The sequence below is a fragment of the Myxococcus sp. CA033 genome (assembly GCF_013336625.1).
GTDB lineage: Bacteria > Myxococcota > Myxococcia > Myxococcales > Myxococcaceae > Myxococcus > Myxococcus llanfairpwllgwyngyllgogerychwyrndrobwllllantysiliogogogochensis.
Window position 1 is genome coordinate 94,419 of sequence record NZ_JABUMU010000032.1, and the last position, 15,117, is coordinate 109,535.

Consider the following 15,117-nt stretch of genomic DNA (forward strand, 5'->3'; position numbering starts at 1 on the left):
ATGGGGGTGGCGTGCGTGCGGAACGTCGACGTGGTGATTGCGGGGGGCGGCCCCGCGGGGTGCGCGGTGGCGGCGGCGCTCGCCGAGCTGGGGTTGTCCGTCCTGCTGGTCGACGCGGGCGTGGACCGCCACAAGCAACTCTCCGGCGAGCTGCTCCACCCCACCGGGGTGCGTGACTTGCGCAGTCTCGGCTTCGGTGACGTCGTGGACGCGTGGACCTCGCAACCCGTGCGAGGCTTCGCGGTCCTCTTCTCCGCGCCCGAGCGCACCGTCGTCCTTCCCTATGGACACGGCGCCACCGGGGTGTCGCTGGAGCACGCCACGCTCACCGTTCCCCTGTTGGAGGCGGTGGCCCGGCGTCCTGGCGTCACCCTTCAGGCCCACTCTCGCGTGACGGCCGTGGAGCAGAACGACGCGCGCGGCGTGCGCCTTCGCTTCTCCCACGACGGTGTCGAGCACACGGTGCGCGCCCGACTGCTGGTGGCCGCGGACGGACGCGCGTCGCCCGTCCGGAGGATGCTGGGCATCGCCGAGCGCTTCACGCGCATCTCCACCATGCTGGGCGTCACGGTGGACAGCGCCTGTCTGCCCCACCCCGACCATGGACATCAGTTCGTCGGCGGCTCCGTCTACGCGCTGGCCTACGCCATCCAGCCCGGTGTGGCGCGGGTGATGGTGGACCTTCCCTTGGGCAGCACCGCCGCGACGTTGAAGGCCCAGCCGGAGCTGCTGCGCACGCTGCCCCCCGCGCTGCGCTCGGAGATTCTCCAGTCGCTGGGGGGGCCACTGGCTCCGCGCATGGCGTCCAATGACGACCGGCTCGCGGAGACGGTGCGGAGGGGGAGCGCCGTGCTGGTGGGCGACGCCGCTTCGTGTTGTCATCCCCTCACCGGCAGCGGCATGGCCTCGTGCTTTCACGATGCGCGCGCGCTCCAGGAGGCGATGCGCCGCCACCCGGAGGACCTCCCTCGCGCGCTCGAACGCTATGCACGAGAGCGGCGGCCGGCCCAGCGCACCCGTGTCGCGCTGGCCTCCGCGCTCTACGACGCCTGCGCCGGTCAGGACGAAGGCATGCGCGCGTTGCGCCTGGGATTGTTGCACTACTGGGAGCACAGCCCGAGGGGCGCCAGCGCCTCCATGGCCCTGCTCGCCTCCGAGGAGTCGCGCATGCGGGTGATGGCGCGCGAGTACCTGTGCGTCGTCGGCCATGGCCTGGTGGCGATGCGCTCGTCGCGCCGTCAGGGGGGCCGCCTCCGAGCCACCGTGCCGTTGCTGCGCTCGGTCGGACCGCCCCTGAGGGATGCCGTGGCGAGCACGGTGGAGCAGGTGGGGAGCTGGTGGCATCGCCGCGTCCGCCGTCCCGTCTACACGCTGGCCCGCTCGGGCTGGGTGTCACCCAGGCGCGCCTTCGCATCCAACTGATAGCTCCGGCCTCGCCAGTCCACCTCGCGCGACAGCCGCGCGGACAGCGCCACGCCCGCGCCCAGTAACGGCAGCACCGCGGGCACCCAGTAATGCCGAGGGGCGATTCGCGGCCCGTTGAAGGCCCGCTGGAGTCGCAGTTGGCTCCACACGGAGAAGCCAATCGGCACTGACGCCAGGGCCGCATGTCCCCAGGCCCGTCGCGTGACGGCCGCCGCCAGCCCTCCCCACGCGAGCCAGCCCATCACCCCGCGTATCCAGTTGGGGCGCGCGAAGTTCCAGGGGAGGCCCGCCTCCGAGAAGAGGACCCAGCGCCGGAAGATGCGCAGGAACTCGCGCAGCTCCAGTTGTCCCGTGACGATGCGCAGGGGCGCATGGATGACGCGGTTCTTCCACCCGACCTCGTGCAGCTTGCGCCCCAGGTACATGTCATCCACGAACTGACCGGCGGCACATCCCACGCCGCCGATGGCCTCGAGTGCTTCGCGGCGGAACACCATCAACTGCCCCATGATGAAGGGCAGCGCGCCGTCAGGCCCCGCCGCGCGCGCGACCGACGAGCCGTACCAGGCATTCACCAGGAGCCCATAACCCACGTCACCCGCGAGGGGCTCCTCCGCCGCCGCGTAGATGGGAGCGAACGTCGCGCCCGTCAGTGCATCCTCCAGCAGCGCGCCCACCAGCGCCGTGAGCACGCCGGGCGCGGGCCGCGTATCCGAATCACTGAAGGCCAGCAGCGTGCCCCGCGCACGCGCCACGCCCATCTGCATGGCGTTGAGTTTTCCCGTCAGTCCGGGGGGCGGCTCTCCCGCCACGAGCAGCTCCACCCGCTTCGCGCCCGTCGGGTAGGTGGCGAGCTCCTCCCGGGTGACGGCGAACGCCGGGTCCTCCTCGCTGTCGAAGACGAAGAGCACCTCCCACTCACCGGGGTAGTCCAAATCCAGCAGCGCGCGGACGTTCTGTCGCGCCTCCACATCCAGTCCCCGGATGGGACGAATGATTGTCACCGAGGGCGGCTCGAACTTCCTCGGGGACGGGGCTGGACGCCGTCGCAGGCCGGCCATCAATCCCCGATGCCCATGGACCAGCACACCCAGCGCCGCCGCTCCCGCCGCGACCCACGCCATGTCTCGCGTGTTCATGGCCTCACCTCCGTCCCCTCGCTCCGCGCATGCGGATGCCCATGGTGGCCAGGCCCCCACCAGTTCAGGTCCCCCATCAGCCGCATCATCGCGGGGACGATGAGCACCCGGACCAGCGTCGCATCCAGCGCCACCGCGATGGCCATGCCCAGCCCCATCGCCTTCACCACCACCACCGACGCCAACGCGAAGGCCGCGAAGACAGCCACCATGATGGCCGCCGCGCTGGTGATGAGCCCGCCGGTCTGCTCCAGCCCCTCCGCGACAGCGTGGGTGTTGTCACCCGTGCGCAGCCACTCCTCTCGGATGCGGCTGAGCAAAAGCACCTCGTAGTCCATGGACAGGCCGAACAAGGCGCAGAACAACAGGATGGGAAGGGATGGTTCGATGGGCCCGGGCTCGAAGCGCAAGAACTGGTGCAGGTGCCCCTCCTGGAAGATCCAGACCAGGGCCCCGAACGAGCCCGCCAGCGACAGCAGGTTCATCAACAGGGCCTTCAGGGGCAGCACCACCGAGCGCAGGAGCACGAAGAGGACGATGCACGTCATCCCCATCACGAAGCCCACGGCCGCTGGCGTGTGATGCCGCACGAAGGCCGTCGCGTCCACGTCGGTGGCCGTCTGCCCGCCCACGAGCAGTCGTCCCTCTCCCACCGAGCGGTCCGCGCGCAGCGCCTTGACCAGCTCCCGCGCCTCACGACTGCTGGGGGGCGCGGACGTCAGCACCTGCAGCACCGCCACGTTGCCCGTGAGGTACGCATCCCGCGCGACGCGCAACTCCGGGGGCAACATCTCCGCGGGCGCGGCGGCCAGCTGTTGATAGGCGGCCTTGTCCATGCCGGGCGACAGGTCCACCGCGCTCTCCACGCCCACGACTCCAGGCAGCGACGCGAACCGTCGGCTCGCGTCGTAGAGGGCGGAGGCCCGCTGCGGTGTGAACGGGTCGCCCGATGGAAACTCCACCGCCACCAGCACCCGTGTCGCGGCCTCGCGTGGGAACAGCCGGGCCAGCGTCTCCGCGCCCTGGCGGGCTTCCGTGTCGGGAGGCAGCGCGGTGATGTCCGTGGCCGCCAACTCCAGGCGCCGGAACGGCAGCCCCATGGCCAACAGGAGCGCGAGCGTGGGCAGCAGCACGAGCCAGGGATGTTTCATCACCCACGTGGCCAGCGCGTGCCACATGCCACCGCGTCCCGTGGAACGGCCGAAGGGCAGCCGTCCCTTGTCCACCCTCGGCCCCAGCCAGGAGAGCAGCGCGGGCAGGACGGTGAGCGCGAAGAGCACCGCGAAGGCCACGACGAGCGCGCCGCCCAGACCCATGGCGCTCAGGTACGAGCCGCGAAAGAAGAGCAGGCCCGCCAGTCCCACCGTGACGGCCAGTCCGGAGAACGCCACCGCGCGTCCCGCGGTGTCCAGGGTGCGCGTCAGCGCCTGCTCCGTCGTCAGTCCTTGCGCGAGCTCGCCTCGGAAGCGGCTCACGATGAAGAGCGAGTAGTCGATGGCCACGCCCAAGCCGATGAGCGAGACGACGTTGAGCGTGTACTGCGCCATGTTGGTGACGCGCGAGAGCAGCAGCACGCCCGCCACGCCACAGAGGACGGCGAGCCCGCCCACCACCAGCGGCAGCATGGCGGCCACCACCGTCCGGAACACCCACAGCAACACCAGCAGCGCCAGCGGGAAGGAGATGAGCTCCGCGCGCAGCAGGTCATGCTCCAACAACTGGTTGAGAGCGGCGAGGAAGGCCACCTTGCCGGTCAGCGTCGTGTCGAGGCGCGGGTCCTCCACGGCGGCGCGCACGGCGGGGAACGCGGCGGTGGCCTCGCGCTCGCCACCCTTGAGCCGCACCAGGGCCAGCAGGTCGTGGCCCGTGCGCGACACGAAGCGGGCGCGCAACGCCGGCGGGGCGCCCACCGGTGACACCACCGATTCGACCTCGGGCAGGCGCTGTACTCGCGCGAGGACGTCCGTAACGGCCTTCGTGAAGCGTGGCTCGTCCACCGTCCAGGTGTCGTGGTGGAAGATGACCGCCAGCGTCTGGTCCGTCGAACCCGCGGCGGCGGGCCGGGCCAGCGCCTCCGCCTTCGCGGCTTCGATGCCGTCGATGGTGCCGGTGGTGAGGTGCCCTCCCTGGAGTAGCACCCAGATGGCCAGGGCCAGGAACACGACGGCGCCCCCCAACACCCGGCTCCGGTGCCGATGCACACCGCTGGCGAGCCGGGCGAACAGGGTGGGTGACGCTGTCGCGTCGCTCATGGCGCGGGGACTTCCTGGAACGATGCGAGGATTTCGCGCGCCGTATCCACCTTGACGCTGCCGCGCTCCACCAGCAGCCGCGCCACCTTCTCCACGTCCACGCCGCGCGCGCCCGCTGTCACCGCGACGCACCGGGCATGCAGCGCCATGTGCCCCTTCTGGATGCCCACCGAGCCCAGCGCGCGCACCGCCGCGAAGTTCTGCGCCAGCCCCACCGCCGCGAACACCATGGCCAGCTCTCGCACATTGGTGACGCGCAGGAGCTTGAGCCCGAGCTGCGCGCCGGGGTGCACCTTGATGGGTCCGCCCACCATGCCCAGCGCGAGCGGCAACTCGATGCGGCCCACCAGGTGGCCCTGCTCCAGCGTCCAGCGGGACAGCGGCCCGTAGCGGCCCCCTCGGCACGCATAGGCATGCGCGCCCGCTTCGATGGCCCGCCAGTCCTGGCCCGTGGCGATGGCCACCGCATCAATCCCGTTCATCACGCCCTTGTTGTGTGTCGCCGCGCGGTAGGGGTCCGCCTCCGCGAAGCGGCTCGCCTGGAGGATGCCCTCGGCGATGTCCTCACCCGGCAGGCCGAAGTCCGCCAGCGCCGCCAGCGGGATGCGACAGGAGGCCCGCGCCAGTCGCTGGTCGGCGAGGTTGGACAGGATGCGCACGAAGACGCGGCCGCCGGTGAGCTGCTCGATGAGCGGCGCGACACCCTCCGCCATGGTGTTGATGAGGTTTGCGCCCATGGCCTCCTTCGTGTCGACCAGCAGGTGGACGATGAAGAGCGGCTCGCCCTGGGGCCCTTCGGGCGCGGGGAGGATGCGCACCTGTACGTCGCGCGCGCCGCCGCCTCGCCGCTCGAGCGCGGGGTGGAAGCTGTTGGCGAGGGCGAGCAGGTGCTCCCGCCCCGCCAGCAGCCGCGAGCGAGCGACCTCGGGCGTGCCGTAGCGGGTGAGCTGCACCTGGCCAATCATCATCGAGGCGTCCGCGTCGGCGGTGAACCCACCGGCCTCACGCACCACCTTCGCGGCGAAGGACACCGCGGCGACGACGGATGGCTCCTCCACGGCCATGGGCACCAGGTGGTCGCGCCCGTTGACGGTGAGGTTCAGCCCCAGGCCCAGCGGCAGGGCGAACACGCCCACCGCGTTTTCGATCATCTGGTTGACGACGTCGAAGGTCGGCGCGCCCAGTGCCCTGAGCACCTGCAGCTCCTCCGGTGAGACATCTCCGCGCAATGCCAGTTCCCGCCAGCGCTCATCCACGGTGCGGCGGTGGAAACCTGGCAGGCGAGAGGACAGTGTGCCCGGTTGGACTTGCGGCAATCCCTCGTCCACCACTTCCGACATAGACGCCCCCCATTGCTCTGCCCGTCAATCACCATGGGAACTGGTGATGACCGACGGCGTTGGGCAGGGGCCCTGGGGCTTTCGGACGTCGTGAGGTCCAGGAGCGGACGGCGTGGCCCGCGTCTGTGGACACCTGGGCCTTTGCGTCGCGTGCCTGCCCCTCCCTCGGGTGCGAGCGTCGTGCTCAGTGGGCGAGCATCAGCCACGCGCCCACGAGCAGCATCCATCCGAACACGAGCGACTCCACCGTTCGCTGGATGAGTCCGCGCACGGGAGACTCGAAGGACAGCGCGACCATTCCGAGCAGGACGAGCTTGCCCACCGCGCCCGTCAGCGTGGAGAGCGACGCCAGCGCGGGCAGGTCCTCGAACACGCGCTGCAGCTCGATGAGGCCGCCGCCCGCGCCGAAGTAGCCCAGCCCGGCGACCAGGTTGTGCATCTGGTTCCTCCAGGTGCCCCAGAACGGCGCGCCCTCGTCGCATGGGAACACCGCCGCGCCCACGTAGCTGACGCCCAGCAGCGACAGCAGCGCGAGCCCGGTGATGACGTCTCCCTCCGGCGCGAGCCGCGCGTTGAGCACGGCGGAGAAACCCATGACGGCGAGCCCCGCGGGCGCGAAGCCGAGCCAAGCCACTCGCTTCGCCTCGGGAGCCCCCGACGCGCCCAGCTCGCTGATGGTGTGGCGCAGGTGGCTGTAGCCGGGACGCCGTCGCGCGAACCACCACGGCGGCAGGGCGGTAAGCGTCGTGGCGAGCAGGGCGGCGAGGAAGACCCCAGGGTTCATGCGCTTATTCCAAGGGGGCAAGGGGCCCGGAGAAAGGGGATTCGATGGGGGTAGCCCCGCGCCCGGGGCGTCGTCAGATTGCAGGGGCTTACGCCATGAGGAGGGCGTCATGTCGCATCGCAGCCGACTCTCGGGCTTCATCATCGATTGTGAGACCGGGGACATGCGGTCCGCCGCCACCTTCTGGGGGCAGGCGCTGGGCCTCCGGGTGGGCGAGCACGAAGTCGAGGGTGGAGCCGAATACGTGGGCCTCCAGGACACTCCAATGGGGCTGCACGCCGCACTGCAGAAGGTCTCGCACCCCTCGCGCATCCACCTGGACATCGAGGCGGACGACCAGGACGCGGAGGCCGCGCGCCTTGAGGCGCTGGGCGCCCGGCGCATCGGCTGGGTGAAGCGCTGGTGGGTGATGGAGGCGCCCACGGGCCATCGCTTCTGCATCGTGAAGATGAACAACCCGGACCAGGGGCCGCCACCCACCGTCTGGGGCTGAGTCCCGTCGCGGTGAGCCTCGGGCTCAGAGCGCCGCGGCGGCACGGAGCGGCACGGCCGGGCGCGACTCGCGTCCCGTCGCGGTGGGCCTCGGGGCTCAGAGCGCTCCGGCCACACTGGCGCGCAGGCGGCGGAGCCCCTCGTCGATGCCGTCCGCCGTGAGCGCGCCGTAGCCCAGCACCCAGCCATGGCGCGTCGGCGCGCCGGCGAAGTACGGGGAGAGCGCCTCCACGCCGACCCCCGCGGCGCGCGCCTGCCCGGTGAGCGCCTTCTCCAGCCGAGCGCCACCCCGCGCGAAGGTCGCGCACAGGTGCAGGCCCGCGACGGAGTGCAGCAGGCGGAGCCCGGAGCCAAAGTGGCGCGTGAGCCCTTCGGTGAGTCGCGCGTGCCGGTGCTCGTACTCGCGCCTCGTCTTGCGCAGGTGACGGGCCAGCAGGCCGGTGTCGATGAAGCGCGCGAGGACCGCCTGAGCGGGGAGCTGGCTGTGGCTGTCCGCCACCTGCTTCGCCAGCCGAAGCTCCCGCTGGAGTGACGGCGGCGCGACGAGGAATCCCAGGCGCAGCCCGGGGAGCAGCACCTTGGAGAACGAGCCGACGTAGAGGACGCGCCCGGAGCGGTCCAGGCCATGGAGCGTCTCGAGCGGCCTGCCGCCGAAGCGGAACTCGCTGTCGTAGTCGTCCTCGATGACCACCGCGTCGCGCTGGCGGGCCCAGTCGAGCAGCGCGAGTCTTCGCGCCGGTGACATCACGATGCCGAGCGGAAACTGGTGGGACGGCGTGACGTAGACGAGGCGCGCGTCGTCCGGCAGCGCGCTCACGTCGAGTCCTTCCGCGTCGACGGGAACGGGCACGACGCGCGCACCCAGCGACTGGAACAGGAGGCGCGCGGGTGGGTAGCCCGGCTCCTCGACGGCGACACAGTCTCCGGGCTCCAGCAGGACGCGCCCGATGAGGTCGAGCGCCTGCTGGGCACCGTGGGTGATGAGCACGTCCGTGGCGTCGGCGCGCACGCCTCGGGACACGCCGATGTGGCGCGCCACGGCCTCCCGCAGCTCGGGCTGTCCGGACGGGTCCATGTAGGCCGCCGTCATCGCCGAGGCGCGCAACTGCCTCGCCATCAATCGGCGCCAGGTCTCGAACGGAAACAGCGCGGCGTCGGGGATGCCGACGCGGAAGTCATGGCGCGCGGGGGGCTCGGGCGGGCGAGGGGTGGGCAGCTCGCTCCAGATGGCCCGAGGGCGCAGCTTCACTCCAGCGGAGGCCCTGCCTCGCGGGGCGTGCTCCCGAGGCGGCTCCTGGACGATGCTGCCCGCACGGCTGCGCCCCGCGAGCAGCCCCTCCGCGCCCAGCCACTCGTAGGCGACGCTCACCGTGTTGCGTGACACGCCCAGCCGCCGGGCCAGCTCGCGCGTGGGCGGCACCCGCTCTCCGCCGCGCAGGCGACCGTCGAGAATCTGCGCTCGCAGGCCCCGGTAGATCTGCCCCGCCAGGTCCCTGCGGTCCTTGAGGTCGACGTGAAGGTCCATGTCTGGGCCTTCCATAGATTGGCCCAGTGAGATTCGTCAAACCTGGACCTGTCGGCGGGCCATGGGAGGAGCACCCTGTCGGCACTTCTCAACCGAACCCTGGAGCCCCCATGAGCCCCGCTGCCCAGTCCCTCACGTCACACCCCGTCGACCCCGCGCGCATGCCCTGGATTCCCATGGGCCCGCCCGGCCTCTCCTTCAAGCCGCTGCGCTTCTTCCGGGATGGCTCGGGCTGGATGTACATCTTCCGGCTGGAGCCCGGCACCCTGATTCCCCGCCACCGACACACGGGCGAGGTGCATGCCGTCAACCTCTCCGGGACGCGCAAGCTGCTCGACACCGGCGATGTGGTGGGACCCGGTGGCTACGTCTACGAGCCGGCGGGCAACACCGACAGCTGGATGGCCATCGGCGACGAGCCGGTCGTCATCCTCATCACCGTGCGCGGCGCCATCGAGTACCTGGACGCCGAGGGCCGGGTCACCAAGAGCGTCGGCTCCGCCGAACGGCTGGAGACCTACCGGCGCTGGTGCGAGGCGAACGGCGCGGAGTTCCTGGCCACCCTCGAGTGAGGACCTCAGTGGTGGAGTTGCGCCTCCACCGTGTCCAGCACCTCTCCGCCCTCGCCGGTGAAGACGAGCTTCGTCATCGCGAGGGCGAAGCCCGCCACCTGCTTCGCGGTGACTCGCGGCGGCATCGAGAGCGCGTGCGGGTCCGTGACGACGTCGACGAGGGCGGGCCCCGGGTGTGAAAGGGCTCGCTCGAAGGCGCCACGCACGTCCCCGGGGGCCTCCACGCGCTGCCCCATGACGCCCACGGCCTCCGCCAGCTTCGCGAAGTTTGGATTCACCAGGTCCGTCTCCGTGTCCGGGTAGCCCGACACCTGCATCTCCAGCTTCACCATGCCGAGCGAGCTGTTGTTGAAGATGACGACCTTCACGGGCAGGTCGTACTGCGCCAGCGTGAGGAAGTCGCCCATCAGCATGGCGAAGCCGCCGTCCCCGGACATGGAGATGACCTGCCGGTCCGGGTACAGCAACTGCGCGCCAATGGCCTGCGGCAGCGCGTTGGCCATGGAGCCGTGCGTGAAGGAGCCGATGATGCGCCGCTCGGCGGTGGCGCGCAGGTAGCGGGCGGACCACACGTTGCACATGCCCGTGTCCACGGTGAAGACGGCGTTGTCGGCCGCCACCTCGTCGAGCAGGGCGGCCACGTACTCCGGATGCAGGGGGCGGTGCGAGCCGACGTTGCGCACGTGGGTGTCCAGCTTGCGCCGCGCCTTGGCCAGCTCCTCCAGTGCATCCTCCAGATGGCGCCGGTCTTCCTTCTGCTCCAGCCGGGGAAGGAGGGCGCGCAAGGTCTCCCGGATGTCGCCGCAGACGCCCAGGTCCAGGCGCGAGCGGCGACCCAGGTGCTCGGGCCGCACGTCCACCTGGGCGATGTGGGGCTTCACGGGCATGAACGCGTCGTAGGGGAAGTCGGTGCCCAGCAGCAGGAGGACATCACACGCGTGCATGGCTTCGTACGCCGCGCCGTAGCCCAGCAGGCCCGTCATGCCCACGTCGTAGGGGTTGTCGTAGGCCACCCACTCCTTGCCGCGGTACGCGTGGCCCACGGGAGACTGGAGCGCCTTGGCCAGCGCGAGCACCTCCGCGTGGGCGCCCTTGCAGCCGCTGCCGCAGAACACCGTCACCCGTGAGGCGGAGTTGAGCAGCGCGGCCAGCCGGTCCAACTCCGCGTCGGCCGGGCGGACCACGGGGAGCGCGGTGGAGAAGCTGGAGGGGACGTCCTCGCCCGCATCGAGCGCGGCGATGTCTCCGGGAAGCACCACGGCGGATACGCCGCCTTTCGCCAGCGCCGTCCGCGCGGCGAGCCGGAACAGGCGCGGGGCCTGCTTGGGGTTGGACACCATCTCGCAGAAGTGGCTGCACTCGCGGAAGAGCAGCTCCGGGTGCGTCTCCTGGAAGTACGAGGTGCCAATCTGCTCGCTGGGGATGTGAGAGACGAGCGCGAGCACCGGGGCGTAGCTGCGATGGGCGTCATAGAGCCCGTTGATGAGGTGCAGGTGGCCCGGTCCGCAGCTCCCCGCGCACACCGCGAGCTTGCCGCTGAGCTGGGCCTCGGCGGAGGCGGCGAAGGCGCCGGCCTCTTCGTGCCGGACGTGGACCCACCGCAGCTTCCCCTGGCTGCGGCGCACGGCGTCGGTGATGGGATTGAGGCTGTCGCCGACGACGCCGTAGATGCGCTCGGCACCCGCGTCGATGAGCGTCTGGACGAGCGCATCCGCCACACTGGAGTGACTCATGCGAGTGAAGCTGGGGGGCGCCCGGCTTCCGGACAACCCGAGTCAGCAGGGGAGCAGGCACTCCACTGGCCGCCCTGGACGTGGGAGGGCATCCCGCGACCGTGTCAGACCGAGAGACGAACCTCGGCCCTCGTTCGTCCCGTGGGGGCAAGTCCAGGGGGCACCGATGTTCGTGCGTCGAAGGTGGGCCGTTGTGTTGTTGCTGCTGTTCCCTGGAGTGGGGAGGTCGGAGGAGACTGTCGGCCCTCGGGACTCCGAGGAAGTAGACGCTGCGGTTGTTCGCGAACAGGAGCGGGACGTTTTGCTCGAGTCCTCAGCGGAGGATGGGGAGGCGCAGCCCGAGGAGGAGGCTTCGCCGCCTGCTAGGTCCGACTCGACGCCGCCATGGACGAACCTGCTGCGCATGGAGGCGACGACGTTGACGTTGCTGCCCCGAAGTGGCGCGGGCGGCGATGAAGGTTTCGTGCAGTTGGAGCCCATGGTGGCCGTGGAAAGGGGAGAGTCGTTTCGCGTCAACCTCGGGGCCCCTGTGAGGCTGCGGATGTGGGGCGGTGGTGAGAGGGCGGGCTTCGTCAGGAAGGAGGACTGGGACACGCTGTCCGACTGGGGACAGGTGGTACGTGTCCTCACGGTGGGAGGTGACGCGCCCAACTCGCTGTGGGTCGGGATGATGGAGGGCTACTCCCTGCTGTCCGGGCACCTGGTGCGGCGCTACAGCAACCGAGTCAACCCCGACTACCACCCGGCCGGAGTGGTGGTGACGGGGACGCTGGGGCCGGTGTACACGGAGGCCTTCGTCTCGGACCTGCTGGGAGCACGCTTGGCTGGTGCTGAAGTCGCCCTGGACATGCAGCATGTCCTCTTCGGCCGTCCACCTGTTCCGGGGCGCTACACCCTGGCGCTGTCCGCGGCACATGACTGGGGAATGGCAGGGGGCACCTCGAAGCCCAGGACGCTGGCGCACTTGGACGGTACTGCGGTGGTGTTGCGGCGTCGGAGCAAGGGCCAGGGCCTTGAGGCGCACCTGCTTGGCGGGTGGGGTGGCCGTCCTGGCCAGGGTGGCGCGTGGGGCGCGGTGGTGGGCGTGGGGGTGGAGGCGGTGTCGCCGACGGTGGACTTACGGGCCCGCCTGGAGGGGCGCCTGCAGCGCGGAGGTTTCCGGCAGGGAGCCTTCGGCCCGGACTACGAGTTGGCGCGCCTCCAAGTGGTGGGCCCGTCTTCCGTGCCGCTGGCGGATGCGCCCTTTCCGGAGGGGTACTCGGCCTACGGTGAGGTGATTCTCAGTGGGGACGCGGTGCGCCTGAGTGGCATGAGGCAGCGACACCTGCGTCTCTCCATGGGGATGGAGGCCTTCAGTTGGGGCCGGGTGGACGTCGATGGGCGCCTGGAGGCGCAGCTCTTCCACCGGAACCTCACCGTGGCGGTGGGCGGGTTGGCGACGGGGATGGGCAAGCCAGGAGCGCGCTACCTCGTCTCGGGGGAAGCCCGGTGGCGCTTCCTGAAGGGCAACCTGTACGCCCTTGGGCAGGGCGGCACGCTGCTGTTTCCCACGCCGGAGGGGACGCTGCGGCCGGGCGCCTTCGCGGGCGTGGGACTGGGAGTCGACAATGTGCGCTGAGCGACTGCTGCGCAGCGGAGTCGGCCTGGCGCTGGTCATGGTGCTGCTCAACGCCGGGTGCGCCTCGTCGCCCTCTCGGGCGGGCCCGGGGGCCACCCTCGCTTCACTCTCGGGTCTGACGCCCATGCCGGTGCTCGGGAAAAGCACCGTCGCGAGTATTCCTGACGACGGACTCGAGGACGCCTCCGACGAGGATGCCGAAGTCGGGCCGCTGCTGCACCGCCGCCGTGGTCCCGTGTCTTTCCCGAACACGGGTGTGGGAGAGACGACGGCCCTCCGTATCGTCGACGCTCTGTTCGGCGCTTGCGGGGAGGTGCCTGCGGGTTGGCCACACCTGGACTCGGAGGAGGCAGTGCTGGCGCCCTTCCTCGAGTGCACCACCCCGGCCGCCTTCCGGGCCTTGCAGCACCAGGCGGACATGCCCCGGTTGGTGGAGGTCCTCTCGGACTGGAATGCCGTCCGGCTGGGCGCTCTGGGCCCCCTGGATGCCGAAGCCGCCCGCGTCCTCCTCAAAAAGCGCGCGGCGTTCCTCGCCACCGCCGTCGAGAAGCACGGCCTGGCCAAGGCCGAAGTCCTCGCCCTCTTCGTCCTCCACACCAGCCACGACGACGAAGTGAGCCAACTGCTGCGCCTCCTGGCCGAGGACAAGCTGCTGCAGCGCGCCCTGGGAGCCATGGAGGTGGTTCGCGAGGAGCTGAAGCAGCGAGGCATGGTCCTCACTGACTTCCCGGAGCGAGACTTCCGTACGGGCGATATCGCACGCGGGCTGGGGAGCGCCGCCGATGACGTCGCAGCCTCCATTCCTCTCGTCGGCGGAAGCCGGAGCGTGGACGCGTCTGGGCTGCCCCCGCAGCTCCCACCGCCCTACCGGGCTGCGTACCTGGAGGTAGAGAAGGCCCAGTACCTGGGGGCCTTCGCGCCGGGCAACGTGGCCCTGGCGTCCTTCGACCACCTCACCTTCGGCGTGCCGCTGGGCTTCTACCACCTGGCGGCGGGGACGGTGCAGGGCGGGGCTTCCCTCTCCAATGGCGAGTACGAGGAGGCCACGCGGCAACTGGCGCCCGCGGCCCTCATGGTGGGCCTGTACGCGGGAGGAAAGGGGGCGCGCGCATTCCATGAAGCCGGCCTCTCCAAGCATGAGGGGGCACGGTTCCATGCGGTGGTGCCTCGCGTGGAAGCGCTGAAGGCAGTGCTGGCGCGGCTGGAAGCGCAAGTGGGGGAAAGCGCAGTGGGGGAGTTGGCCCGCTACTTCCAGCAGAGCCGTGAGGCCGCACTCCTGGCCGCGGAGTGGGGTGACGCAGCGGCCCTTGCCCTTCACGAGTCGCGGGGCAACGTGCCCAAGGCGCGGCAGGCGATGCTGTCCGTTGCCAATTCCCACCGTGCTGGGCCTGCTTCGAAGCAGGCCCGCGATACCCCAGGTAGAGTTTCTGCCGACGAGGTCGTCGGCAGAGAACCGGCGACGTCAACGGGCCGACCGGGTACGGGAGCCAAGGTAAATGCAGAGGACATCAAGGGCGCCCGGCCGTATGGTCCTGATGGTCGTCCCGGACATCCTGATGCCCATGGTGTCAGTCGGCGAGACCAGGCGGACATCATCAACGATCCGAAGTCGACGCTGTATCGTGGAACCAACGCCAACAGTCGCCCTGTTGACCACTACCATCGTGACGGGACGACGGTCGTCACCGAACAAGGTGAACCGACGCGCGTCATCACTGCGTTTGGTGCGCTCGCGACGAAGGACAACAAGGGCCGTCCAATCACACGCGGGACGGGTAAGCCGGCCAATCCGCTCCCCAATGGGGGGCCCTTTGAGAAACTTCGTTGAGGCGTTCCTGATTGTAAGGGAGTTTGAACGATGACGGATGTGGACCTCTGGTCGGAACATGTCGAATGGATCAAGTCGCTCTCGCTATTCCTGGGTTGCCCGCTGCGGCTCGTCCAAGGGAGTGAAACCATTGAGGTTGACGCAGCCTCCGCAACACTCGAGGGAATGGTTGGGAGGCCGCACCCGGGAATCTTGATTGAGCTTGTTGTGAAGCTGCTGGTGACCCGAAAGGACGACGGTGGCGTGGCCGTTTGGGCACTCGTGTTTTTCTTCATTGATAGGCGCCGCGTCGCGGAACCGGGCAAATGCTGCCTGGCGGTCGAATGGCGCGAAGGTCAATGGAGTCGACGCGGCTGGGAGGCGGACGCCGACGGCGAGTGGGTAGGTCTTGAGACACTTGAGTGACGAA

At 70.2% G+C, this 15,117-nt stretch carries 12 protein-coding genes; 6 read left to right on the top strand and 6 right to left on the bottom strand.

All coding sequences use genetic code 11. The features are described 5' to 3' along the window. The first annotated feature begins 15 nt into the window (after positions 1–15). Positions 16–1,422, top strand: coding sequence for an NAD(P)/FAD-dependent oxidoreductase (locus tag HUA78_RS41940; RefSeq protein ID WP_174459266.1), 1,407 nt, complete (start codon positions 16–18; stop codon positions 1,420–1,422). Here the strand turns inward: HUA78_RS41940 and HUA78_RS41945 are convergent. From HUA78_RS41945 to HUA78_RS41960, 4 genes are all read right to left on the bottom strand, one after another. Continuing rightward, complete coding sequence (locus HUA78_RS41945) at positions 1,365–2,564, bottom strand: glycosyltransferase (protein ID WP_141644668.1); 1,200 nt, start codon at positions 2,562–2,564, stop codon at positions 1,365–1,367. The two genes, HUA78_RS41940 and HUA78_RS41945, sit on opposite strands and share 58 nt — an antisense overlap. Beyond that, positions 2,561–4,816 (bottom strand): MMPL family transporter, encoded by a 2,256-nt coding sequence (locus tag HUA78_RS41950; protein WP_174459264.1) that lies wholly within the window; start codon positions 4,814–4,816, stop codon positions 2,561–2,563. Before HUA78_RS41950 ends, HUA78_RS41945 begins: the two co-directional genes overlap by 4 nt. Further along, entirely contained in the window at positions 4,813–6,156 is a 1,344-nt protein-coding gene (locus HUA78_RS41955) for a hydroxymethylglutaryl-CoA reductase, degradative (RefSeq protein ID WP_174459263.1), read from the bottom strand. The genes HUA78_RS41950 and HUA78_RS41955 overlap by 4 nt, the downstream gene beginning before the upstream one ends. Before the next feature lie 184 nt (positions 6,157–6,340). Then, on the bottom strand, positions 6,341–6,940 hold the full coding sequence (locus HUA78_RS41960) for a DUF998 domain-containing protein (RefSeq protein WP_174478775.1): 600 nt from the start codon (positions 6,938–6,940) through the stop codon (positions 6,341–6,343). Positions 6,941–7,049: 109 nt separating this feature from the next. On the opposite strand from HUA78_RS41960, the gene HUA78_RS41965 reads away from it, so the two are divergent. Then, entirely contained in the window at positions 7,050–7,433 is a 384-nt protein-coding gene (locus HUA78_RS41965; RefSeq protein ID WP_174463286.1) for a VOC family protein, read from the top strand. Positions 7,434–7,529: 96 nt separating this feature from the next. Here HUA78_RS41965 and HUA78_RS41970 read toward each other — a convergent pair whose 3' ends face one another. Then, complete coding sequence (locus HUA78_RS41970; protein WP_174478776.1) at positions 7,530–8,957, bottom strand: PLP-dependent aminotransferase family protein; 1,428 nt, start codon at positions 8,955–8,957, stop codon at positions 7,530–7,532. Positions 8,958–9,067: 110 nt separating this feature from the next. On the opposite strand from HUA78_RS41970, the gene HUA78_RS41975 reads away from it, so the two are divergent. Next, entirely contained in the window at positions 9,068–9,529 is a 462-nt protein-coding gene (locus HUA78_RS41975) for a 2,4'-dihydroxyacetophenone dioxygenase family protein (protein ID WP_174463284.1), read from the top strand. A gap of 5 nt (positions 9,530–9,534) precedes the next feature. On the opposite strand, the gene poxB is transcribed toward HUA78_RS41975, so the two are convergent. Continuing rightward, positions 9,535–11,262, bottom strand: a complete 1,728-nt coding sequence (gene poxB, locus HUA78_RS41980; protein WP_174478777.1) for a ubiquinone-dependent pyruvate dehydrogenase — start codon at positions 11,260–11,262, stop codon at positions 9,535–9,537. Positions 11,263–11,428: 166 nt separating this feature from the next. On the opposite strand from poxB, the gene HUA78_RS41985 reads away from it, so the two are divergent. The 3 genes from HUA78_RS41985 to HUA78_RS41995 are packed head-to-tail and all read left to right on the top strand — an operon-like array spanning position 11,429 to position 15,113. Beyond that, positions 11,429–12,880 (top strand): hypothetical protein, encoded by a 1,452-nt coding sequence (locus HUA78_RS41985; protein WP_174478778.1) that lies wholly within the window; start codon positions 11,429–11,431, stop codon positions 12,878–12,880. Further along, a complete protein-coding gene (locus HUA78_RS41990) occupies positions 12,870–14,708 on the top strand; it encodes a hypothetical protein (protein ID WP_254624199.1) in 1,839 nt (612 codons plus the stop codon). The genes HUA78_RS41985 and HUA78_RS41990 overlap by 11 nt, the downstream gene beginning before the upstream one ends. Positions 14,709–14,738: 30 nt before the next feature. Further along, entirely contained in the window at positions 14,739–15,113 is a 375-nt protein-coding gene (locus HUA78_RS41995; protein WP_174478779.1) for a hypothetical protein, read from the top strand. The last annotated feature ends 4 nt before the right edge of the window (positions 15,114–15,117 follow it).